Below are 23,040 nucleotides of genomic sequence, written 5' to 3' on the forward strand. Positions count from 1 at the left end.
CATGGGCATGCAAGACCAGTTCAAGGACAAGGCGAAGCAGGCCGCCGAGCAGGCGAAGCAGCGCGCGGGCAACGCGCGGGACGAAGCGTCCGAGCGCGCCTCCCGGGCCAAGGGCCGCCCCTCCGAGGAGGAGCAGCGCCGGGCCCAGCAGGAGGCCCAGGAACGTCTCGACCGGGACTACGACGCCTGACGTCTGTCCTATGAGAAGGCGCACCCGGGACGCCGGGTGCGCCTTCCGTGCGTACGCCTTCCGCCTGTCCGCCGTCCGGGTGGATCGTCAAGGTGGCCGAAATCACGAGCCAGACGCCCGCCGTCCGCGTACCGTGCGGATCATGCCCGAACTGCAGCTGCTCCGTGCCGACCACGCGCCCGCGCTCCTCTCGTTCGAGCGGGAGAACCGGGCGTACTTCGCCGCCCACGTACTCGATCGGGGGGACGCGTACTTCGAGGAGTTCACCGGGCGGCACCAGGCGCTGCTGGACGAGCAGGCGACCGGGGCCGTACGGATGCACGTGCTCGTGGGGGACGGCGGCGAGATCCTCGGGCGGTTCAACCTCGTCGACGTGGCCGACGGGGGCGCCGAACTCGGCTACCGGGTCGCCGAGAAGGCCGCTGGGCGCGGAGTGGCCTCCGGCGGGGTGCGCGAGGTGTGCCGGCTCGCCGTCGAGGAGTACGGGCTGAGCCGGCTGACCGCCGTCACCACCGTGGACAACACCGCCTCACGGATCGTCCTCGACCGCCTCGGCTTCGGAGCCGTCGGGAGCGTGACCCTCGACGGACAGCCGGGCGTCGCCTACGAACTCGATCTCGCGGCGGTCCGTCACCCCGACCTCGGCGGCAACTTCGGACGGGAGCGGTCCGGGATGTCCGCGTAGCCCGGTGGCGTCGCCGCCGGGGTCTCCTCCAGGAGGGAGAGCGCCACGGCGACCGCGTCGTCCAGCTGGGCGTGGCGGCCCTCGGCCCAGTCCAGCGGGGTGCGCAGGATCGCCAGGTCCGGGTCCACGCCCTGGTTCTCGACCGACCAGCCGAACTCCGGGAACCAGGCCGCGTTCATCGGCACCGTGATCTGCGTGCCGTCGCCCAGCCGGTGGCGGCCGGTCATGCCGACCACACCGCCCCACGTCCGCTGGCCGACCACCGGGCCGAGGCCCAGGAGTTTGAACGCGGCGGTGATCATGTCGCCGTCCGAGGACGTGGCCTCGTCGGCGAGGGCGACCACCGGGCCCCGTGGGGCGTTCGAGGCGTACGAGACCGGCTGCGCGTTCCTCGTCAGGTCCCAGCCCAGGATCTTGCGGGTCAGCTTCTCCACCACCAGCTCACTGATGTGGCCGCCCGCGTTGCCGCGCACGTCCACGATCAGGGCCGGCCGGGAGACCTCCATCCGCAGGTCGCGGTTGAACTGCGCCCAGCCCGAGCCGCCCATGTCGGGGATGTGCAGATACCCGCACTTGCCGCCACTGACCTCCCGTACCACCGCACGCCGCTTGGCCACCCAGTCCTGGTAGCGCAGCGGCCGCTCGTCGATGAGCGGCACGATCGCGACCCGGCGCGCACGGCCCTCGCCCTCCGCCGGCTGGAAGGTCAGCTCGACCGTCGTGCCGCCCGAGGCGGCCAGCAGCGGATACGGGCCGGTCACCGGGTCCACCGGCCGGCCGTCGACATGGGTGAGGACCGCGCCCTCCCGGATGCCGGTGCCCGCGAGCGGTGAACGCGCCTTGGAGTCCGAGGAGTCGCCGGGCAGGATCCGCTTGACCATCCACCCGCCGTCCCGGGGGACGAAGTTGGCGCCCAGCAGGCCCATCGCCCGCTGGTAGTGCGGCGGCCCCTCGTTGCGCCGGGCGGGCGTCACGTACGCGTGCGAGGTGCCCAGCTCGCCCATGACCTCGCGCAGCAGATCGGCGAAGTCGTCGGGGGTCGCGACCCGTTCGACGAGCGGGCGGTACTGGTCGAGGACGCCCGGCCAGTCCACGCCGCACATGTTCGGGTCCCAGAAGTAGGAGCGGACGATCCGGCCCGCCTCCTCGTAGGCGCCCCGCCACTCCGCCTCCGGGTCGACCTCGTGCAGGATCCGCCGCAGGTCGATGTAGACGGTCGAGTCGCCGTCCCCGGACTCCGTCGACGGCACCGCCCGCAGCTCGCCCTCGTCCACGACGACGAGCCGTGACCCGTCACCGCTGACCGCGAACCAGTCCAGGTGCTCCACCAGTTCCGTCTTGCGGGCCTTGGTGATGTTGAAGTACTCCAGGGTCGGCCGCCCCGTCATGTCCGCCGGGTTGGCGAAGGTCTCGCCGAGCGCCCCGGAGATCGGCCAGCGCAGCCAGACGAGCCCGCCGCCGCTGACCGGGTGCAGCGCCGAGTACTTGGAGGCGGCCACCGGGAACGGGGTGACGCGGTCCGCGAGCCCCTCCACCTCCACGATCGTCATGCCCTCGCCGCCGCCTGCCCCGCCCTCGGGCTCGGCCTCCGCCGGGTCGAGCCCGCCCGCCGCCGGCCGCCCGTCCGGAAGGAGCGCGAACGGGGAGGGGGTCGCGGAGGAGAGCGGTACGAGGTAGGGGCGGCAGCCCAGCGGGAAGGAGAGGTCGCCGGTGTGCACGTCGTACACCGGGTCGAAGCCGCGCCAGGAGAGGAACGCGAGGTAGCGGCCGTCGCGGGTGAAGACCGGGTTCTCGTCCTCGAAGCGGCCGTTGGTGACGTCGACGACCGTCCGCGTGCCCGGTCCGGCGATCCGGGCCATCTTGATCTGCCGCAGCGAACGCCCGATCCCCGGGTGCGACCAGGTCAGCCAGCCACCGTCGGGGGAGAAGGCCAGGTCGCGGACCGGCCCGTTGATCGACCGGATCAGCTCGGTGACTTCGCCGTTGGACTCCTCGGTCGCGTCGATGAGCAGCAGTCGCCCGTCGTGGGAGGCGATCGCGAGCCGCTCGCCGTCCGGGTCGGCGATCATCTCCTCGACCCGGCCGAGCTCGCCCACGGCCAGCCGGCGCGGCTCCCGGTCCCCGCTGGCGCGCGGCAGGTACGCGACCTCGATGGCGTCCTCGCCCTCCGCGTCCGTGACGTACGCGACCTGGCCGCCGCTGCCGAGCATCTCGGGCAGCCGGACCCGTACGCCCGGGGTGTCCGTGATCGTGCGGGCCGGGCCGTCGCGGTGGGTGAGCCAGTACAGGCTGCCGCGCACCGATACAGCGCTCGCCCGCCCGGTCTCGTCGACGGAGAGGGCGTCCACGTGGTTGGCCGCCGGAACCTGGTACGGGCGCCGTCCGGCTCGCGGCCCCCCGAGGCGTACGTCCAGCTTGCGCGGGGCGGAGTCGGGGACGGTCAGGTCGTCGACGATCCACAGGTCGCCCGCGCACTGGTAGACCACCCGCCGGCCGTCGCTGGAGGCGTGCCGGGCGTAGAAGGCGTCGTGGTCGGTGTGGCGGCGCAGGTCGGTGCCGTCGGGCAGGCAGGAGTAGAGGTTGCCGACGCCCTCGTGGTCGGAGAGGAACGCGATGCGGCCGTCGACGAACATCGGCGCGTCGAGATGGCCGCCGATGTCCGGCAGCAGCTGCGTCCCGTGCATCCAGAGCCGCCCGGTGGCCCCGCCCCGGTACCGCTTCCAGGCCGCCGGCTCGTGCGGGGGCTTTCCGGTGAGCAGGAGCGTGCGGCGCTCCACCCCCTCCGGGCCCGCGACGTCCGCGACCGCGATGTCGGAGACCGGGCCCCAGGGCATCCGGCCCCCCGGGGAGCCGTCGGTGGCGACGGTGTAGGCCCAGGAGAAGTAGGAGAAGGGCTGGCCGTGCGAGGAGACGGCGAGGATGTCGCCGTCCGGGGACCAGCCGCAGACCCGGGTGTCGGTCGAGCCCCAGTAGGTGAGGCGCCGCGACGGGCCGCCCTCGACCGGCGCGAGATGGATCTCGGGGTCGAGGCTGCGCCAGGTCGTGTACGCGATATGGCGGCCGTCGGGCGAGAAGCGGGGGTGGCCGACCCGGGTCCGGTCGACGGTGACCCGCCAGGCACGGCCGGGGCGTTCGCCCTCCGGCACGAGGGGCGCGAGCCAGAGATCGTCCTCGGCGGCGAAGCACAACAGGTCGTCGTGGAGGTGCGGGAAGCGGAGATACGCGGCGTCGTCACTCACCTCCTCATGCTTTCCGCGCGGAGGGGGTGCGGCAACTCGTACGGGTGTGCGCGTGTGGGCCAGGACACGTACGAAACGGTTTCGTTTCGATGAGAGGTCGGGTACCTTCGAGGTGTACGAAACCGTTTCGTTCGGACAGCCATCGGATCGTCGATCGAATCGTCCCCGCGGATCGTCGCTTCGGATGTCACCTCGGATCGTCAAGGAGAACCGGTCATGGCACGCAGCAGGCTCACCCCGGAGCGTGAGTCCGAGCTGTACGAAGCCGTGCTCGACCTCCTGCGCGAGGTCGGCTACGACGCCCTCACCATGGACGCCGTCGCCACCCGCACCCACTCCAGCAAGGCCACCCTCTACCGCCAGTGGGGGAGCAAGCCGGAACTGGTCGCCAGGGCCCTGCGCCACAACAAGCCCGTCGGTTTCGCCGAGATCGACACCGGCACCCTGCGCGGCGACTTCCAGGCGATGCTGGAACAGACCGACGACTGCCAGATGGAGAAGGACTCCGCGCTGATGCGGGGCCTGGTCCATGCCGTCCACAACAACCCCGACCTGCTCCAGGCGCTCCGCGAGCTGCTCATCGCACCCGAGATGACCGGCTTCGACGAGGTACTGGAGCGAGCGGTGGCACGAGGCGAGGTCCGGGCCGAGAACCCGGCTCTGAAGCTCGTACCCCACATGCTGATCGGAGCGTTCGTCGCCCGCCCGCTGATCGAGGATCAGCCGGTCGACCACGCCTTCCTCAGTGATTACGTCGACGCCGTCGTGCTCCCCTCACTCGGCGTCTGACCGTTCCGCAGCACCTCCGCACCACCTGACGTCGCACCGCTCACGCCGTCGGGCCGGCTCCCCATGCCCTGTCCCACCACGAATTGGGAGTACGCCCCCGTGGCCACGTTCCTGTACAAGCTGGGTCGCTCCGCCTTCCGGCGCCGACGGCTCGTCGCCCTCCTCTGGGTGGCGCTCCTCGCGCTCGCCGGAGTCGGCGCCGCCACCGCGCCCGCCGCGACCTCCTCCTCCTTCTCGATCCCCGGCACGGAGGCCCAGAAGGCCTTCGACCTCCTTGAGCAGCGCTTCCCCGGCGGCAACGCCGACGGGGCCACCGCCCGCGTCGTCTTCAAGGCCCCCGAGGGGCAGAAGATGACGGACGCGGCCAACAAGGCCAAGGTCCAAGGCGTCGTCGGCGAGCTGAAGTCCGGCTCGGACCAGGTCGCCTCGGTCACCGACCCGTACACCGCGCAGGCGGTCTCCAAGGACGGCTCGACCGCGTACGTCTCGGTCAGCTACAAGGTCTCCGGCATGGAGCTGACGGACGCGACCCGTGCGGCCCTGGAGAAGACGGGGCACGACGCGCAGGGGCAGGGGCTGACCGTCGAGATCGGCGGTGACGCGCTGCAGACCATGCCGGAGACCGGCGCGAGCGAGATCGTCGGCGTGGTCATCGCCGGCTTCGTGCTCGTCATCACCTTCGGTTCGCTGGTCGCCGCCGGCCTCCCGCTGCTGACCGCGATCATCGGCGTCGGCATCGGCGTCTCGTCGATCACGGCGCTGGCGAACGTCCTCGACCTCGGCTCCACCACCTCCACCCTCGCGATGATGATCGGCCTCGCGGTCGGCATCGACTACGCCCTCTTCATCGTCTCCCGCTACCGCGCGGAGCTCGCCGAGGGCCGGGAGCGCGAGGAGGCCGCGGGCCGCGCGGTGGGCACGGCCGGCTCGGCCGTCGTCTTCGCCGGTCTGACCGTCGTCATCGCCCTGGTGGGCCTCGCCGTCGTCAACATCCCGATGCTGACGAAGATGGGCTTCGCCGCGGCCGGCACGGTCGTGATCGCCGTCCTGATCGCGCTGACCCTGATACCGGCGCTGCTCGGGTTCGCGGGCTCCAAGGTCGTGGGCCGCAAGGAGCGCAAGGGGCTGAAGAAGGCCGACGACAAGCCCAACGCGGGCACGCGCTGGGCCCGGTTCGTCATCCGCCGCCCGGTCATGGTCCTGCTCGTCGGCGTCCTCGGTCTCGGCGCGATCGCGCTGCCGGCCGCCTCGCTGGAGATGGGCCTGCCGGACGACGGCGCCAAGCCCGTCTCCGCCACCGAGCGCCGGGCGTACGACCTGCTGTCGGACGGCTTCGGCCCCGGCTTCAACGGCCCCCTGATGGTGGTCGTCGACGGTGACAAGGCCGTGGCCGACTCCACCGTCGAGACCATCAAGGGCCTGGACGGCGTCGTGGCCGTCGCCCCGCCGACCCCGAACAAGGCCGGCGACACCGCGATGATCACGGTGATCCCGAAGGACCGCCCCTCCTCGGTGGCGACCGAGGAGCTGGTCCACGACATCCGGGACGCGACCGGTGACAACGTCCTGGTCAGCGGTGCGACGGCGATGAACATCGACTTCTCGCAGAAGATGAACGACGCGCTCGTGCCCTACCTGGCGCTGGTCGTCGGGCTCGCCTTCCTGCTGCTCATGGTCGTGTTCCGGTCCGTTCTGGTCCCGCTGAAGGCGGCCCTCGGCTTCCTGCTCTCGGTGGTCGCCGCCCTCGGCGCGGTCGTCGCGGTCTTCCAGTGGGGCTGGCTCGGCTCGCTGTTCGGGGTCGAGCAGACCGGCCCGATCATGTCGATGATGCCGATCTTCATGGTGGGTGTCGTCTTCGGTCTCGCGATGGACTACGAGGTCTTCCTCGTCACCCGGATGCGCGAGGCGTACGTCCACGGGGAGCGGCCCGGCGAGGCGATCGTGACCGGCTTCCGGCACAGCGCCAGGGTGGTCACCGCCGCCGCCGTGATCATGATCGCCGTCTTCTCCGGCTTCATCGGCATGACCGACCAGATGATCAAGATGATCGGCTTCGGTCTCGCCGTCGCCGTCCTCTTCGACGCCTTCGTGGTCCGCATGGCGATCGTCCCGGCGGTGCTCGCACTGCTCGGCCACAAGGCGTGGTGGCTGCCGAAGTGGCTGGACAGGGCGCTGCCGAACGTGGACGTCGAGGGCGAGGGCCTGGTTGCCGGGAAGGACGCGGACGGGCCACAGGGCCAGGACCGCGAACTGGTGAAGGTCTGAGCCTGACGAAGGTCTGCGCCTCATGAACCCCGGGGCGGCTCCTTGAGCGGAGGAGTACGCCCCGGATCGCGCCGGAGCCCGTGGGGACGGGGAGCCGACGCGGCCTGCGCCGCCATCGTGTCGTATGCGACACGGTGGCGGCGCAGCTGCGTCCGGGTATGTTCCTCAGCCCGCCGGCGGGGTGATCATCACGCTCTCGATGACCACGTGGTGGTCGGAGAGGTTGGCGCCGTCGCTCTGCTTGGCGTCGGCCACCAGGCACCACCGACGTGCCTCGCTGCTGAAGAGGTAGTCGAGCTTCCAGCCGCCGTCGGTCGTGACGCGTCCCGTACGCGCGGAGCCCTGCTGGTCGCACTCCTGGTAGCCGGGGGTGCCCTCACCCTTGGAGTAGAGGTCGGTCGGCCACTTGTCGATCTCCGTCCGGGTGAGGCCCGGAGTGTCCGGCGGCTGGGTGTTGAAGTCGCCCCCGAACACGACCTTCGGGTTCTGGGAGACGACCTGCTTGAGCTCGGCGAGCTGTTCGTCCCGGAGGTCCAGGGCCGCGTCGTACGGGTTGGGCTTCGTCACCACATGCGCGTTGCACAGCCGGACGCCGAAGTACGTCGCCGTGGCGCACTGGAGTGGCGGGTTGAGCCCGGTCACGGGCTGGGTCCTCGGGTACTCCTTGGCGTCGGCCAGGCCGGCCTTGATGACGATCGCCGTGCCGGCGAGGTCCTTCGGGTCGGCGCCGGCCTCCGTCGAGCAGACGCTGGCCGTCCGTACGCCGTTCTGCGACCAGGCGTACGGGACGAAGTTCTTGCTCCAGCCCGGGCCGAGGTCGGCCATCAGCTGGTCGAGGCCGCTCGCGCAGATCTCCTGGAGCAGCACGGCCTGCACGTAGTGGCTCTGTACGTACTGCTTGACCAGGCCGTTCTTCTGCGCCGCGGTGCCGGTGCCCTCGCACCCCCACCGCTTGACGCCGCACATGTTCCAGTTCATGACCTGGAGGTTGGTCCCGGGCGGCGGGGTGGCCATCGAGGCCGCCGGGGCCGGTGCGGCCTGCGCCGGGGCGCCGGACAGGGCCAGAAGGGCGGCGCCCAGCACGCCCCACACTCTCTTCTTCACGTTGTTCCCCCAGATGTTCCATCGTGATCTTGAGGGGAACTCTAGGGGGTCATGGACGGGGTGACCGCGTACGTGTGTTTGAGGAAGCGCAGCAGGGCGGTCGTGTCGAACTGGACGACCGCGACCCCCTCGGCCGTGTGGAACTCGACGACCGTCTGCACCCGTCCGCAGGGCCAGACGTGGATGTCGCCGCGCCGGGCCGGGGCGCGCAGGCCCGATTCGAGGAGGGCGCGCGGGAAGGACCACTCGATGTTGCCGGGGAAGGCGAAGCGCACGGTGGCGGGGGAGGAGTCGGGGTCGTAGCGGAGGGCGACCGGGACGGGGCGGGAGAGGGGTGCGTCGCTGATGATCCGGCCTGTGGCGTGATCCTCGACTTCATGGTCGTCCGCGGTGGGGGACATCGAGCCACTCCTCACACTCGTCTTATTTATCCCCTAATGTCCCATATTTTGGGGCGCGTGCGGAGTGAGCGCTGCCTTTCTGTGATCTGTGCGCTCTTGCAAGTGTTTTGCAGGAGCACTCATCATTCGGGACGTGCATGTACCTGACGGATTCATCAACGCCCCCGTATCGATCGCCGCCGGAGTCGCCGCCGCCGGCGCCGTCGCCGTCAGCCTGCGCGGAGCGCGCAGGGAGTTGGACGAGCGGGCCGCGCCGCTCGCCGGGCTGGTCGCGGCGTTCATCTTCGCCGTGCAGATGCTGAACTTCCCCGTCGCCGCCGGCACCAGCGGCCATCTGCTCGGCGGCGCGCTGGCCGCGATCCTCGTCGGGCCGTACACCGGCGTGCTCTGCATCGCGGTCGTCCTGCTGATGCAGGGCATCCTCTTCGCGGACGGCGGTCTCACCGCGCTCGGCGTGAACATCACCGTCATGGGCGTGGTCACGGTCGTCGTCGCGTACGCGCTCTTCCGCGGCCTCGTCCTCGTCCTGCCCCGGACGCGCCGCTCGGTGACCGTGGCCACCTTCGTCGCCGCGCTGGTCTCCGTCCCGGCGTCGGCCGCCGCCTTCACCGCCGTGTACGCGATCGGCGGCACGACCGAGGTACCGCTCGGCAAGGTGCTCACCGCGATGGTCGGCGTGCACACCCTCATCGGCATCGGCGAGGCCGCCATCACCATGCTGACCGTCGGCGCGGTCGTCGCCGTCCGCCCCGACCTGGTGTACGGCGCCCGTGGCCTCAGCGCCCCGCTCAAGCTGCGCGTGAACGGCGAACTGGTCGACGCCACCGCGGCCGAGCCCGCCGGTGAGACGCCCCGCTCCCCGAAGAAGGTGTGGATCGGCGGCCTGGTCGCCGCCCTCGTCCTCGCCGGCTTCGTCTCCTTCTACGCCTCCGCCAACCCCGACGGCCTGGAGAAGGTCGCCGCCGACAAGGGCTTCGACAAGAACGTCGAGGAGCACGCGGCCGCCGACTCGCCGCTCGCCGACTACGGCGTCAAGGGCATCGAGGCGGCCCGGCTCTCCGGCGGCCTCGCCGGCGTGATCGGCGTCGGCGTCACCCTCGCCGTCGGCACGGGCACCTTCTGGGCCGTACGCCGACGCAAGCAGGCCGCTTCCGGGGCGCGAGAGTCCTCCGGGGCGCAGGTCTGACATGGGTGCGGGGCACGCGCACAAGCTCTACCGGCGAGGGAACTCGCCGGTCCACGCGCTGCCCCCGCACACCAAGCTCGCCGCCGTCCTCGCCTTCGTGGTGGTCGTGGTCTCCACGCCCCGCGAGGCGGTCTGGGCCTTCGGTCTCCACGCCGTCCTGCTGGGAGCCGTCGCGGCGAGCGCCCGGATCCCGGCCGGGTTCCTGCTGCGGCGGCTGCTGATCGAGGTCCCGTTCGTGGCCTTCGCGTTCCTGATGCCCTTCGTGGTCCCGGGCGAGCAGACGGAGATCCTCGGGGTCTCCGTCTCGGTCCCCGGCCTGTGGGGCGCCTGGAACGTCCTCGCCAAGGGCACCCTCGGCGTCGCCGCCTCCGTGCTCCTCGCCTCCACCACCGAACTGCGTGAGCTGCTCCTCGGCCTCCAGCGCCTGAGACTCCCGCCGCTGCTCGTCCAGATCGCCTCCTTCATGATCCGGTACGGCGACGTGATCACGGACGAGATGCGCCGGATGTCCATCGCCCGCCGCTCGCGCGGCTTCGAGGCCAAGGGCGTCCGCCAGTGGGGCGTCCTCGCCAAGTCGGCGGGCGCGCTCTTCATCCGCTCGTACGAGCGCGGCGAGCGCGTCCATCTCGCGATGGTCAGCCGGGGGTACACGGGCTCCATGCCGGTCATCGACGAGGTGACGGCCACCCGGGCCCAGTGGACGAGGGCCGCCGCCCTGCCCGCCGCCGCACTCGTGATCTGCTTGTTGGGATGGACGCTCCGATGACCACCGCCCCCTCGCTCGACGTGCGCGGCCTGGCGTACGCGTACCCCGACGGCCGCCAGGCCCTCTTCGGCGTCGACCTGACCGTCGGACGCGGCGAGCGGGTCGCGCTCCTCGGCCCCAACGGCGCGGGCAAGACCACCCTCGTCCTGCACCTCAACGGCATCCTCACCGGCGGCGCGGGCACGGTCACCGTCGCCGGGCTGCCCGTCGAGAAGCGGAACCTGGCCGAGATCCGGCGCAGGGTCGGGATCGTCTTCCAGGACCCGGACGACCAGCTGTTCATGCCGACCGTCCGCGAGGACGTCGCCTTCGGCCCGGCGGCGGCCGGCCTGCGCGGGCCGGAGCTGGAGGCCGTGGTGGCGAAGGCGCTCGAACGGGTCGGCATGGCGGAGTACGCGGACCGGCCGCCGCACCACCTGTCGTTCGGGCAGCGGCGGCGCGTGGCGGTCGCGACCGTCCTCGCGATGGAGCCGGAGATCCTCGTCCTGGACGAACCCTCCTCCAACCTGGACCCCGCCTCGCGCCGCGAGCTCGCCGACGTCCTGCGCTCCCTGGACGTCACCGTCCTCATGGTCACCCACGACCTGCCGTACGCCCTGGAACTCTGCCCGCGCTCGGTGATCCTCAGCGAGGGCGTCATCGCGGGCGACGGGCCCACGGCCGACGTCCTCGCCGACGAGGAGCTGATGGCGAGGAACCGGCTGGAACTGCCGTACGGCTTCGTGCCCCGCCCGGTCACCTGAGCGTTGCCGACCCCGGAATCGGGGGCCGGGGGGTGACGTTGCACCATGGGGGCAGGCGAGCTGGAGGGAGTGTGGGGACGTGGACGTCCGGGGCACGGTGGCGGCGGGTTTCGAGCCGGTCAGGGACGCGTTCCTGCGCAACTTCGAGCACCGGGGCGAGCGGGGAGCGGCGGTCGCCGTCTACCGCGAGGGCGTGAAGGTCGTCGACCTGTGGGCGGGGACCAAGGACACCGACGGTGACGTCCCCTGGGCCGTGGACACCGCGCAGGTGGTCCGCTCGGCCACCAAGGGCGTCGCGGCCGCCGTCCCGCTCCTCCTCCACCAGCGCGGCCAGCTCGACCTGGACGCGCCGGTCGGCACGTACTGGCCGGAGTTCAAGGCGGCCGGCAAGGAGCGGGTGAGCGTACGGCAGCTCCTCGCGCACCAGGCCGGGGTGCCGGTCCTGGACCGCCCCCTGACGCTCGCGGAGGCGGTCGACCCGGCGATCGCGCAGGCGGCCATCGCCGCGCAGGCGCCGGTCTGGGAGCCCGGCACCGCGCACGGCTACCACGCGCACACCTTCAGCTGGCTGCTCTCCGGCCTGGTCCACCGGGTCACCGGCCGCACGATCGGGCGCTGGGTCGCCGAGGAGATCGCCCGCCCGCTGGGCCTGGACCTGTGGATAGGCCTGCCGGCCGACGAGGCCCATCGCGTCGGCCGCCTCGGCCAGGTCGAGGAGCTCGAACCGCCGGGCAGCGGCGCCCTGAAGCTGCGCCCCAAGCGCTCGGTCACCGAGGCCTACCGGGACCCGGCGTCACTCACGCGCCGCGCCTTCGGGGTGATCGACCCGAAGCCGGACGAGAACGACCCGGTCTACCGGGCCGCCGAGCTCCCCGGCTCCGGCGGCGTCTCCACGGCCCGCGCGCTGGCCCGCTTCTACGCCTCGACCCTCGGCCCGGTCGACGGCGGCCGCCGCCTCTTCGCCCCGGCGACCCTCACCCTCGCCCGGACCGAGGAGTCCGCGGGCCCCGACCGCGTCCTGATGGTCGGCACCCGCTTCGGCCTGGGACACATGCTCCACGGCCCGGCCTCCCCGCTCCTCGGCCCGACGTCCTTCGGCCACCCGGGCCGCGGCGGCTCGCTGGGCTTCGCGGACCCGGAGTCGTCGATCGCCTTCGGCTACGTCACGAACGGCATGCGCAAGACGGTGACGGCGGACCCGAGGGCACAGGCGCTGGTGAGGGCGGTCAGATCGAGCGTGGGCCAGAGCGCGTAACGCCCGGGGGGCGTCTCAACCCTCCCCGCCCTCGAAGTCCTCCACGAAGTAACTGTCGTGCCGGACACGGAACTTCTTCAGCTCCTCGGGGCCGCGCCGGGCGACTTCGGCGACCTGCTCGAAGTACTCCTCGCGCGGGGCGCCGGGTGAGAAGAGCATGAGCATCGACATGGGCTCGTCGGTCACGTTCTTGAAGGCGTGCAGTCCGCCGACCGGCACGTGGAGGAAGTCGCCCTCGCGGCCCGTGACCCACTTCTCGCCGTCGTAGAGCTCCAGTTCGCCGGAGAGGATGTAGAAGGACTCCGACATGGCCTTGTGGAAGTGCGGCTTGGCTCCGGCGGCCCGCGCGACCAGGTCGACCTTGTAGAAGCCGAACTCGCCGCCGGTCGACGCGTGGGTGGCGAGGTAGTGGGTGGAGCCGCCGGGGGAGGAGATGTCCGCCGGCGTCGCCGCGGGGCGGAAGGTACCGTTCACCTCGCCCCTGTCGCCGTCGTAGCGCGGCTCGGGGTAGGCGAGGTCTTCCGGGTACGACATGATGCCCTCCTTCGACGGGATGTCCACCGGCATCGTGTCCTGCCCGCGCCCAGGGCCACATCGGCCTTCCGAACGGTCTTGGAAGCGCAAGCCCTCGTACGCCGGTCCTCGTACCTCGGCCCTAGGTCGCCCGGCCCCGGGAAATGCGTTCGACACGCCCTCGGAGGCTCCGTCAGACTTCCCGGCGATGACTCGACGAACCGATACGCCTCCCTCCTGGGACGAGCGCACGCAGCTGACCACCTTCCTCGAATACGCCCGTGACGCGGCGCGCGCCAAGTGTGAGGGCGTGTCGGCGGAGGACGCCCGCAAGGCCCCGCTCCCCGGCTCGCCGCTGATGACCCTGTCCGGGCTGATCAGCCACCTGCGGTGGGTCGAGAACTACTGGATCCAGGTGGTGTTCCTGGGCGAGGAGCAGACAGGACCGCTCACCGAGGCGACCGACGAGGACCCGGACCCGGAGATGCGGACGGCGGTCGACATCCCGCTGCCCCAGCTGCTCGCCGAGTACGAGGCCCAGAGCGCCGGTTACCGCTCCCTGCTCGCCGACCTCGACCTGAACGCCACGGCCAAGCGCCCCATCAGGGACGGCCGCCACGTGGACCTCCGCTGGGTGATCCTCCACCTCATCGAGGAAACCTCCCGCCACAACGGCCACTTGGACATCATCCGCGAACTCCTGGACGGCCAGACGGGCAGGTAGTCCGCGCGGGGGCGCGCCGAACGGAAACCGGATCGGCGCACCGCGCGGGGGCGCGCCGAACGGAAACCGGATCGGCGCGCCCACCAACAGGCCTACGCCCTACCGAAGATGCCGACCGAAGAACCTCACGGCGCTGTCGATCTCGTGGCCCGGGATCTCCCCGTGCGGCCCGGGGTTGGCATGCAGCGTCTTCTCACGTGACCCCAGGGCGTCGAACAGGGCCAAGCTCTGCTCCCGAGGCACGCGTTCGTCGTCCCACTGCACGAGGAACTCGACGGGAACGGTGACGCGCGAGGCGACTTCGGCCGCGTCCGGTGCCGCCGCCCCTCCGAGCCCCAGAACAGCGGCCCGAACCCGGGGCTCGGCAGCGACGAACGGCACGCCGAGCCCACACCCCAGGGAGACCCCCCAGTACCCCACGTCGCGGATGCCGACGTCGTCGAGGCCCTGGACGGCGTCGAGGACGCCCCGCCACTCGGGCACGGTCTGCCGGGCGACGAGCGCCTGGAACTCGGCCATCAGCGGAGCCAATTCCTCGCCCGCCTCCACCCGCGCCAGGTTCTCGTTCACGATCCGGTCGTACTCCTCGACCTTCGCCCGGTCCCCATGGCCGGGCACATCGACCGCCACCACGGCGAACCCACACTCCACGACGAACCGCCGCGCCCGCACCGAAACCCCCGGTGCCCGCTTGTGCTGCCCACCGCCGTGCCCCATGAGCACGAGCGGACGCGCGCCGACGCCCCCGTCGGGCGTCCACAGCACGCCGGGGATCTCGCCAAGAGTGAAGAGCTGTTCACGGACGCCGTCTGCCGACGTCTCAGAAAGGAAGCGCATAGCGTTCCTAGCCTTTCGGGATGCCTTACGCGGGCACTCCCCCGGCCATGCGAGGGAGGGAGGCCCGACCTGTCGAAACGTTGATCGGTCTCACCTCCTCGATGTCGCTGCGGGCGCACGGCGCCGGAAACGTATCACGAAGTCCCGGACGCGAGACGGGTGGTGAAGCCGGCCGGGTCGGCGTGTGTCTGGTGCGGTCCGGGGACCGGGTGTTGTGATCGGGGGATGGACAGGTTTCAGGGGCATGTGGCGTTCGTCAGCGGTGGGGCTCGGGGGATCGGGGCCGGGGTGGTGCGGCGGCTTGTGGGGGAGGGGGCTCGGGTGGTCGTGGCCGATGTGGACGAGGAGGCCGCCCGGGAGGCCTTCGCCGGGGTGGAGGCGGTCCGGGTCGTGCGGTGCGACGTGGCGGACACCGAGTCCGTCGACGCCGCCGTCGCGTACGCGGGCGAGGTCTTCGGAGGGCTCGACGTGCTCGTCAACAACGCCTTCGCCTCCGATCTGCGGGACACCTCCGTCTTCCAGGACGACCCCGAGGACGGCTGGCGCAAGCAACTCGACGTGACCCTGATGGGGGCCGTCCGCTGCTCGCGCGCCGCATTGCCGCTGCTCGCGGCGGCCGGGGGGCGTGGGGCCGTCGTCAACGTCGGGTCGGTCAACGCCGAGGCGTCCTTCGGGGGCCCCGCCTACAGCGCCGCCAAGGCCGCCCTCGCCTCCTTCACGCGTACCCTCGCCGGCGACGCCGCCCCGCGCGGCGTCCGTGTCAACCAGGTCAACCCCGGCACCATCGCCACGCGCGCGTGGGAGACCCGTCAGGAGCAACTGGCCGCCCTCGCCGAGCGCGTCTACCCGCTCGGCCGGGTCGGCACCCCCGAGGACGTCGCCGCCGCCGTCGCCTTCCTCGCCTCCGCCGACGCCGCCTGGATCACCGGCACCACCCTCCGCGTGGACGGCGGGCTGATGGCCGTCAACACGCACTTCGGCGAGGTGCTCGGAAGGTGACCCCGTCCGCCGAGGGTCTGCAGCCCCTCGGCAGTTCCCGCCGACCGTGGTGCGTGCGTCAGCTCAGGCGCTCGTCCGCGTACGCCGTCATCGCTTCGCGCTGGTACTCCGCCAACCCCTCCGCGATCCGGTCGAAGTTCGCGCGGAACCTCGGGTCGTCGACGTAGGTCCGGGCCAGGCCCTTGTACGCCTCCGCCGTCGGGGTCCAGAAGCGGCTGACGTCCTGGTGGTGGGCGTCCACCTCGGCCTGGACCGCCGGGTCCGTGGGCGGGGCGCCGGACGCCATCAGCTCCGCGAAGCGGATCATCCGCGCCGTCACCTCCCGCTGCCAGCGCTCCTGGTCCTCCGCCGTCACCGCGTGCCTGGCCGGCCGGGACTCCTCCCACGCCTCCGGCCACCGCTCGCGCACCTCGGCGTCGTCGTCCGCCGAGGGCGCGAAGCCCGTGAAGAGGTTCTCCGGCCTGTTGATCGTCGTCATCGTGTTCTCGTTCTCCTTGTGTTCCTCCAGTTCGGCGATGGTTCGGCCGACCGTGCCGGCCAGCGTGTCCAGCCGGTTCCGCTCGCGCAGCAGCCGCTCGTGGTGCTCGCGCAGCACGGTCACCCGGTCGGCCTGGCTGTCCAGGACCGCCCGTACCTCCCGTAGCCCGAGGTCCAGCTCCCGCATCAGCAGGATCTGCTGCAGCCGCAGCAGGTCCGCCTCCTCGTAGTAGCGGTGCCCGTTGCTCCCGATGAACGCGGGCGGCAGCAGACCGATCTCGTCGTAGTGCCGCAGCGTCCGGGACGTCACCCCGGACATCCGGGCCACCTCCGCGATCGACCAGGCCATGACCGGCTTCCTTCCATCGCCGGGCCGGTCTCTCCGGCCCGCACACGACCGTAGGAGTTGACGCCACGGCAAGCGCAAGTCGTGCCATCGTGGAGACATGACCATCGACGTGCGTCCGGCCTCCGACTTCGAGGACGTCCGTGCCGTGCTCGGCCCGAAGTCACCGGACGCCAATGTCTGCTGGTGCCTGAGCTACCGCGTCCCGTCCAAGCTCAACAACGAGCTGCGCGGGCCGGAGCGCGGCGCGTACGTCGCCGAGCTGTGCCGGGGCCCGCTCCCGCCCGGCGTCATCGCCTACGACGGCGACGAGCCGGCCGGCTGGGCCGCCGTCGCGCCCCGCGCGGACACCTCCTTCGCGCGCAGCCGGAAGATCCCGTACGTCGACGACCTGCCCGTCTGGTCGCTGTGGTGCGTCCGCGTCCGCCCCGGTCACCGGAAGCAGGGGATCTCGCACGCCCTGATCACCGGCGCCGTCGAGTTCGCCCGCGCCCACGGAGCGCCGGCCGTCGAGGCGTACCCCCTGGACAACGGGGACGCGAAGGTCGACCTGACCATGGCGTACGCCGGTCTGCGCAAGAACTTCGAACGGGCCGGGTTCGTCCACGCCGCCGACACCACCTCGGTCCTCGCCGGCCACCCCCGCGTCCTGATGCGGCTCGACCTGCGCTCCTGACCGGGGCTCGGCCCCCCGGCTCCTGACCGGGGCTCGGCCCCCCTGACCGGGGCTCGGCCCCCCGGCTCCTGACCGGGGTTCGGCCCCCGCTCCTGACCGCGTTTTCGACGAGCCCTCCTGGCCGCGTGCTCGAACGTCGCCGTCGGTCGCGTGCTCGACCGTCGCCGTAGGCCGGGCGACGGAGGCGTCACGCCGTCGTCAGCATCAGGCCGATGCCGACGACCATCAGCCCCGCCGCCGCCATCCTCGGCCCCCCGAACCGCTCCTTGAAGAAGACCGCGCCGATCGCCGCCCCCACGATGATCGACGATTCCCGCAGGGCCGCGATCGGGGCCAGCGGCGCCCGCGTCTGGGCCCACAGGACGAGCCCGTACGCGCAGACCGACAGCGCCGCCCCGCACAGCCCCCGCGCGGCGTGCGGGCGGAGTTGGGGGAGCAGGGCGCCGCGCCGGGTCCACAGCGCGTACGCCGGAAGGGCCAGCCCCTCCAGAAGCATCAGCCACGCGATGTAGCCGAGCGGGGTGCCGGAGGCCCGCACGCCGACGCCGTCGACGACGGTGTAGCCCGCGATCGCCAGGCCCGTGGCCCCGGCCGCGAGCAGGGCCGCCCAGTTCGGGCGCCGGCCGGAGCCCCGGATGCCCCACAGGGCCAGGCCGGTCAGGCCCGCGCAGGCGACCGCCACCCCCATGAGCTGTCGGCCGCTGGGGATCTCGTCGACGAAGACCGCCGCGAGGAGGGTCACCGCCAGCGGGGCCGTACCGCGGGCGATCGGGTACATCTGGCCGAAGTCGCCCAGCGTGAACGACCGCATCAGCAGCACCATGTACGCCACATGCACCACGGCGGAGGCGATCAGGTACGGCCACGCCCCGGCCGCCGGCAGCGGTACGAAGACGGCGGCGACGCCACCGATCAGCGCGCCGCCGCCGGATATGAGGGTGAAGGAGAGCAGCTGGTCGCGGATGGTGTGGGCCATCGCGTTCCAGGCGGCGTGTGTCACGGCGGCCAGCAGGACCGCCGCGACGACCAGCGGGGTCACGCGGTCCGCTCGCGTACGTCCACCAGCGCGCCGCCCGCGTGCGCGAGGGGTTCCGGAGAGTTCATGGGCCCCCACGCTAGCGTTCGGTGTACGGGCCACGCGACTGCGTTCGCCCGGCGACCCGAACGCGGCCGCTCCCGCCGCCCGAGCACGCTCACCCCGCAGGGAGAACGCTCACCGCGCCTGGAGCACGTTCCGCCGCCCGGAGCACGCTCACCCCGCCCGGAGCACGCTCACCACGCCCGGCGCACGCTCACCCCGCCCGGAGCACGCTCGCCACGACCTTCCCCGCCGAGTCGCCGCCGTGCCCGCCGGACTGGACGACGGCCGCGGCCGCGAGGTCGTCGGAGTAGCCGGTGAACCAGCTGTTGGAGGTGGCCTGGCCGTCGACCTCCGCCGAGCCCGTCTTCGCGCCCTTCTCCCCGCCGACCGAGGCCATCGCCGTCGCCGCGGTCCCCTCGCCGGTCGCCGCCGCCCGCATCATGGCGCGCAACTGGCCCGACACCGAGGGCGACAGCGAGCGAGACGCCTTGGCGAACGGCCGCCCGTCCAGCTCCTGGGACACCAGGAACGGCTGCTTGAAGGTGCCGTACTTCGCGGTGGCGGTGATCGAGGCGATGTTGAGCACGTTCATCTGCACGGTGCCCTGCCCGATGTACTGCTCCGCCGCCGCGCCCTGGGTCTCCTCGGGGATGGACCCGTCGGCGGAGACGATGCCCGTCTTCCATTCGAGACCGATCCCGAAGACGTCCCGGGCCTCCTTGCCGAGCGCGGAGTCGTCGTCCACGTCGTCGATCAGCTTGATGAAGGCGGTGTTGCAGGACTTGGCGAAGCTCCGCTTGAAGGGGACGTCCCCGAGGGCGAAGTTCTTGAGGTTGTGGAAGGTCCGGGTGTAGTAGCGGGCCTCCGGCGGGCACGGGGCGACGCCGTTCGCCGTCACGAGCCCCTTCTCCAGGAGCAGCGCCGCCGTGACGATCTTCAACGTCGAGCCGGGGGCCTGCTTGCCCTCGAAGGCCGCGTTGAAGCCCGCCGCCGGGGCGTTGGCGACAGCCCGAATCTCGCCCGTGGACGGCTTGACCGCGACGACGGAGGCCTCTCCGTACTGCTTCACGCTCTTCTCGGCCGCCGCCTGCGCCTGCGCGTCGATGGTCGTCTCCAGGCGCCCGGGCCTGCCCTTCACATGGGTGATGAGCGTGGTGTTCGGGACGCCTTCGGTGCCGGACTCGATCCAGGTCTCGACCCCCGGCTGCCCGCCGGCCTTCGCGCCGTACTTCTCGCGCAACTGGGCCAGGATCGGCCCGAGGGACGGGTACTTCTCCGCCGTCAGCTCGACGCCCTTGCGGTCGACGGCCATGATCTCGCCGGTCTTCGCGGGGCCGGTGTGCAGCGTCGCGTTCTTGGTGAGCTTCGGGTGGATGACGGCCGGCTTCCAGTCGACGAGCGCCCGCCCGGTGGAGAGCCCGCGCACGACGGTCAGTTCGGAGCCGTACGTCCAGTCCTTCGACTGCCCCTCGTACGTGACGGTCGCCTTCACCGTGAACGGCACCTTCGGGCCGACCGGAGTGCCCGGCGTGATCTCGGCCTTGGTGACCTTCGCGCCCACGCCGAAGTCGGCGACGACCGGCCCGGCGTCGACGGGGTTGTTGGTCAGCTGCCCGGCCTTGTCGGGCTCACCGGCCGCCCACGCCGCCAGGAACTCCTTGGCAGCGTTGTCGACTTCGTCCGCGGTGACGGGCCCGGACCGTCTCTCCTCCGAACTCGCGGCGGAAACGCCCCCGCCGGAGCCGCCGTTGATGCCCTGCCAGAGGTTGTAGCCCCCGTAGGCGACCCCACCCGCCACGACGACGAAGACTCCCCCGACGATCGCAACTTTCGCCCCACTATGCATCCCTGTGGTTCCCCTCCCCAGAAGCCCCAAAAGTTCACACAGTCAAGCATCCGCCCCAGCGGTTGTCACGGAACTTCCGCCTCCCGCCCGCTACACCCACGTGTCCAGCCACATCCGGTTCCGCCACTGCTCCATCGGGATCGCCGTGCCCGTGTAGATCGGCCAGAAGTAGATGAAGTTCCAGATGATGAGCAGGACCAGGACTCCCGCCCCCACCGCGCCGAACGTCCGGCGCCTTTCCGAGGAGCCCGCCGGGCCGATGATCGCGCCGAGCATCATCGTCACCGCGAGACACAGGAACGGTACGAAGACCACCGCGTAGAAAAGGAAGATCGTGCGTTCCTGGTAGAGGAACCACGGCAGCCAGCCCGCCGCGATGCCGCACGCGATCGCGCCCGCGCGCCAGTCGCGGCGGAAGAACCAGCGCCACAGGACGTACAGGATCGCGAAGCAGGCCGCCCACCACAGCAGGGGCGTGCCGAGGGCCAGGACCTCCTGGGCGCACTTCTCCGTCGCGGTCGCCGGACAGCCCGCCGTGCCCGGTGCCGGGGACTCGTAGAAGTACGAGACCGGGCGGCCCAGGACGATCCAGCTCCACGGGTTCGACTCGTACGTGTGCGGCGAGTTCAGGCCCACGTGGAACGTGTAGACCTCGCTCTCGTAGTGCCACAGGCTCCGCAGCCAGTCCGGCAGGAACGACCAGAAGCCGCCGCCGTTCACCTTGTCCTGCTCCTCCGCCCAATTGCGGAAGTACCCCTTGTCCGTGACGATCCAGCCCGTCCACGTGACCAGGTACGTGACGATCGCGACCGGCACCACCGACACGAACGCCGGCAGCAGGTCCCGCTTGATCACCGCGACGTACGGGCGGAACGCGCCGGCCGTCCGCCGGCCGCCCACGTCCCACAACACCGTCAGCAGCCCGAAGGCGACCATCACGTACAGGCCGTTCCACTTCGTCGCGGCCGCGAGCCCCAGCGACACCCCTGCCGCGAGCCGCCACGGCCGCCAGCCGAGCCGCAGCGTCTCCGCCACGTCGGCGTCCGGACGCAGGACCCCCTCCTCGTCCTCCGGGAGCGCCGCCGCGAGCCGCCGCCTCGCCCAGTCCCGGTCGATGACCAGGCAGGCGAACGACGCGAGCACGAAGAACATCAGGACCTGGTCGAGCAGCGCCGTACGGCTCATCACGAAGTGCAGGCCGTCCACCGCGAGCAGCAGACCCGCCAGACACCCCAGGAACGTGGAGCGGAACAGCCGCCGCCCGATCCGGCAGAGCATCAGCACGGACAGCGTGCCGAGCAGCGCCACCATGAACCGCCAGCCGAACGGCTCGAAGCCGATGATCTTCTCGCCCAGGCCGATGACCCACTTGCCCATCGGCGGATGGACGACATAGCCGGGGTCCGTCGGGATCAGGACGGAGTCCGGGTCGTTCAGGATCGCCTTGTCGACGTCCTTCGGCCACGCCCCCTCGTACCCCTGGTTGATCAGCGCCCAGGAGTCCTTCGCGTAGTACGTCTCGTCGAATATCACCGCGTGCGGCTTGCCCAGGTTCCAGAACCGCAGCACCCCGGCGACCAGCGCGACCAGCAGCGGGCCGCCCCAGCTGGCCAGCCGCCACAGCCGCTCCCCGGCCCCCGCCGGGACGCCGAGCAGCGCCCACATCCGCGGCGCGGGGCGCGTGTACGGCGGTACGAGACGCTCCCGCAGCCCCGGCCCCGCGACGCCTCTCGCTGGAGGCGTGTAGCCGAAGCGCCGCAGACGCTGCTGCCACGACGGGGGCTCTTCCACGGCGCGTTGACCCTGCAGGGTCCCGGGTGCGGTACTGGTCACCGCGCCATCGTAGGGAACGCTTCTGTGCGAGTCGCCCGTCCGGGCTGCGAGGATGACCCTTGTGACAGGAACGCTGGTACTTGCAGGGACTCCCATCGGGGACATCGCGGACGCGCCACCACGGCTCGCGGCCGAGCTGGAGACCGCCGACATCGTCGCGGCGGAGGACACCCGGCGGCTGCGCGGCCTGACCAGGGCCCTCGGCGTGCACACCTCGGGCCGGGTCGTCTCCTACTTCGAGGGCAACGAGTCCGCCCGTACGCCCGAACTGGTCGAGGCGCTCGTCGGCGGCGCCCGTGTCCTCCTGGTCACCGACGCCGGCATGCCGTCCGTCTCCGACCCCGGCTACCGCCTGGTCGCCGCCGCCGTCGAGCAGGACATCAAGGTCACCGCCGTCCCCGGCCCCTCCGCCGTGCTGACCGCGCTCGCCCTCTCCGGACTGCCCGTGGACCGCTTCTGCTTCGAGGGCTTCCTGCCCCGCAAGGCCGGCGAGCGGCTCGGCCGGCTCCGCGAGGTCGCCGACGAGCGCCGCACCCTCGTCTACTTCGAGGCCCCGCACCGCCTGGACGACACCCTCGCCGCGATGGCCGAGGTCTTCGGCCCGGACCGCCGCGCCGCCGTCTGCCGCGAGCTGACCAAGACGTACGAGGAGGTCAAGCGCGGCGGCCTCGGCGAGCTGGCCGAGTGGGCGAAGGACGGCGTACGGGGCGAGATCACCGTCGTCGTCGAGGGCGCCCCCGAGGCCGCCCCCGCCGAGCTGGACGCCGAGGAGCTGGTGCGCAGGGTGCGGGTGCGCGAGGAGGCGGGCGAGCGGCGCAAGGAGGCCATCGCGGCCGTCGCCGCCGACGCGGGCCTGCCCAAGCGCGAGGTCTTCGACGCCGTCGTCGCGGCGAAGAACGCCGAGAAGAGCGCCGAGAAGAACGCGTAGGCGGGTTCCGGGACATGCGGGCCCTTTCCTGGGCGGAAACGCAAGGGTCCGGAACGTCCGGAGAAGCTCCAAAATGGGTAAAGAGCTATCGTGAAAAGCAAAGCCGAACCCGCGCGGCGGGCCTCCTGAGGGCCTGAGAGCAAGGGAAGGCCCAAGA

General features: G+C 71.8%; 21 protein-coding genes. 12 read left to right on the plus strand and 9 right to left on the minus strand.

Going from position 1 to position 23,040, the window contains the following annotated elements:
• Position 1: 1 nt before the first annotated feature.
• Positions 2-190, plus strand: a complete 189-nt coding sequence (locus ACWF79_RS14105) for a hypothetical protein (RefSeq protein WP_453728351.1) — start codon at positions 2-4, stop codon at positions 188-190.
• A gap of 142 nt (positions 191-332) precedes the next feature.
• Positions 333-875, plus strand: a complete 543-nt coding sequence (locus tag ACWF79_RS14110; protein ID WP_453728352.1) for a GNAT family N-acetyltransferase — start codon at positions 333-335, stop codon at positions 873-875.
• Here the strand turns inward: ACWF79_RS14110 and ACWF79_RS14115 are convergent.
• The gene (locus ACWF79_RS14115) at positions 821-4,114 is read right to left on the minus strand and encodes a S41 family peptidase (RefSeq protein WP_453728353.1); all 3,294 of its coding nucleotides are present in this window, start codon (positions 4,112-4,114) and stop codon (positions 821-823) included. The genes ACWF79_RS14110 and ACWF79_RS14115 overlap by 55 nt on opposite strands.
• Positions 4,115-4,330: 216 nt before the next feature.
• Here ACWF79_RS14115 and ACWF79_RS14120 point away from each other — a divergent pair, with 216 nt between their 5' ends.
• Together ACWF79_RS14120 and ACWF79_RS14125 are read left to right on the plus strand one after the other, a co-directional pair.
• Positions 4,331-4,903 (plus strand): TetR/AcrR family transcriptional regulator, encoded by a 573-nt coding sequence (locus ACWF79_RS14120; RefSeq protein WP_453728354.1) that lies wholly within the window; start codon positions 4,331-4,333, stop codon positions 4,901-4,903.
• Between the two features lie 99 nt (positions 4,904-5,002).
• Entirely contained in the window at positions 5,003-7,168 is a 2,166-nt protein-coding gene (locus ACWF79_RS14125) for an MMPL family transporter (RefSeq protein WP_453728355.1), read from the plus strand.
• Positions 7,169-7,333: 165 nt separating this feature from the next.
• On the opposite strand, the gene ACWF79_RS14130 is transcribed toward ACWF79_RS14125, so the two are convergent.
• Positions 7,334-8,272, minus strand: coding sequence for an endonuclease/exonuclease/phosphatase family protein (locus ACWF79_RS14130; RefSeq protein ID WP_453728356.1), 939 nt, complete (start codon positions 8,270-8,272; stop codon positions 7,334-7,336).
• 41 nt (positions 8,273-8,313) lie between these two features.
• Positions 8,314-8,673, minus strand: a complete 360-nt coding sequence (locus tag ACWF79_RS14135) for an SsgA family sporulation/cell division regulator (RefSeq protein ID WP_453728357.1) — start codon at positions 8,671-8,673, stop codon at positions 8,314-8,316.
• Positions 8,674-8,806: 133 nt separating this feature from the next.
• Between ACWF79_RS14135 and ACWF79_RS14140 the strand changes: the two genes are divergently transcribed.
• From ACWF79_RS14140 to ACWF79_RS14155, 4 genes are all read left to right on the plus strand, one after another.
• Positions 8,807-9,859 carry an energy-coupling factor ABC transporter permease gene (locus tag ACWF79_RS14140; RefSeq protein WP_453728358.1) on the plus strand — a complete coding sequence of 351 codons (1,053 nt, stop codon included), beginning with the start codon at positions 8,807-8,809 and terminating at the stop codon, positions 9,857-9,859.
• Between the two features lies 1 nt (position 9,860).
• Positions 9,861-10,625, plus strand: coding sequence for a cobalt ECF transporter T component CbiQ (gene cbiQ / locus ACWF79_RS14145; RefSeq protein ID WP_453728359.1), 765 nt, complete (start codon positions 9,861-9,863; stop codon positions 10,623-10,625).
• Entirely contained in the window at positions 10,622-11,368 is a 747-nt protein-coding gene (locus ACWF79_RS14150) for an energy-coupling factor ABC transporter ATP-binding protein (protein WP_453728360.1), read from the plus strand. The genes cbiQ and ACWF79_RS14150 overlap by 4 nt, the downstream gene beginning before the upstream one ends.
• A gap of 79 nt (positions 11,369-11,447) precedes the next feature.
• Positions 11,448-12,623, plus strand: a complete 1,176-nt coding sequence (locus tag ACWF79_RS14155; protein ID WP_453728361.1) for a serine hydrolase domain-containing protein — start codon at positions 11,448-11,450, stop codon at positions 12,621-12,623.
• Between the two features lie 15 nt (positions 12,624-12,638).
• Here the strand turns inward: ACWF79_RS14155 and ACWF79_RS14160 are convergent, their stop codons facing one another.
• Complete coding sequence (locus tag ACWF79_RS14160) at positions 12,639-13,157, minus strand: cupin domain-containing protein (RefSeq protein ID WP_453728362.1); 519 nt, start codon at positions 13,155-13,157, stop codon at positions 12,639-12,641.
• Between the two features lie 187 nt (positions 13,158-13,344).
• Between ACWF79_RS14160 and ACWF79_RS14165 the strand changes: the two genes are divergently transcribed.
• Positions 13,345-13,860 carry a DinB family protein gene (locus ACWF79_RS14165; protein WP_453728363.1) on the plus strand — a complete coding sequence of 172 codons (516 nt, stop codon included), beginning with the start codon at positions 13,345-13,347 and terminating at the stop codon, positions 13,858-13,860.
• A 99-nt stretch (positions 13,861-13,959) separates the two neighbouring features.
• Here ACWF79_RS14165 and ACWF79_RS14170 read toward each other — a convergent pair whose 3' ends face one another.
• Positions 13,960-14,697: a dienelactone hydrolase family protein gene (locus tag ACWF79_RS14170; RefSeq protein WP_453728364.1), complete on the minus strand. Its 738-nt coding sequence runs from the start codon at positions 14,695-14,697 to the stop codon at positions 13,960-13,962.
• A gap of 225 nt (positions 14,698-14,922) precedes the next feature.
• Between ACWF79_RS14170 and ACWF79_RS14175 the strand changes: the two genes are divergently transcribed.
• Complete coding sequence (locus ACWF79_RS14175; RefSeq protein WP_453728365.1) at positions 14,923-15,696, plus strand: SDR family NAD(P)-dependent oxidoreductase; 774 nt, start codon at positions 14,923-14,925, stop codon at positions 15,694-15,696.
• Positions 15,697-15,754: 58 nt separating this feature from the next.
• Here the strand turns inward: ACWF79_RS14175 and ACWF79_RS14180 are convergent, their stop codons facing one another.
• Entirely contained in the window at positions 15,755-16,522 is a 768-nt protein-coding gene (locus ACWF79_RS14180; protein ID WP_453728366.1) for a MerR family transcriptional regulator, read from the minus strand.
• Positions 16,523-16,619: 97 nt separating this feature from the next.
• Here ACWF79_RS14180 and ACWF79_RS14185 point away from each other — a divergent pair, with 97 nt between their 5' ends.
• Positions 16,620-17,195: a GNAT family N-acetyltransferase gene (locus ACWF79_RS14185; protein ID WP_453728367.1), complete on the plus strand. Its 576-nt coding sequence runs from the start codon at positions 16,620-16,622 to the stop codon at positions 17,193-17,195.
• Positions 17,196-17,382: 187 nt separating this feature from the next.
• Here ACWF79_RS14185 and ACWF79_RS14190 read toward each other — a convergent pair whose 3' ends face one another.
• The 3 genes from ACWF79_RS14190 to ACWF79_RS14200 all read right to left on the minus strand — a co-directional run bounded on the left by ACWF79_RS14190 (position 17,383) and on the right by ACWF79_RS14200 (position 21,955).
• On the minus strand, positions 17,383-18,234 hold the full coding sequence (locus ACWF79_RS14190) for an EamA family transporter (RefSeq protein ID WP_453728368.1): 852 nt from the start codon (positions 18,232-18,234) through the stop codon (positions 17,383-17,385).
• Between the two features lie 253 nt (positions 18,235-18,487).
• Entirely contained in the window at positions 18,488-20,122 is a 1,635-nt protein-coding gene (locus ACWF79_RS14195) for a penicillin-binding transpeptidase domain-containing protein (RefSeq protein WP_453728369.1), read from the minus strand.
• 90 nt (positions 20,123-20,212) lie between these two features.
• A complete protein-coding gene (locus ACWF79_RS14200; RefSeq protein ID WP_453728370.1) occupies positions 20,213-21,955 on the minus strand; it encodes a dolichyl-phosphate-mannose--protein mannosyltransferase in 1,743 nt (580 codons plus the stop codon).
• A gap of 52 nt (positions 21,956-22,007) precedes the next feature.
• Here ACWF79_RS14200 and rsmI point away from each other — a divergent pair, with 52 nt between their 5' ends.
• Complete coding sequence (gene rsmI, locus ACWF79_RS14205; protein ID WP_453728371.1) at positions 22,008-22,883, plus strand: 16S rRNA (cytidine(1402)-2'-O)-methyltransferase; 876 nt, start codon at positions 22,008-22,010, stop codon at positions 22,881-22,883.
• Positions 22,884-23,040: the final 157 nt, after the last annotated feature.

This window comes from Streptomyces sp. NPDC054975 (assembly GCF_053609105.1).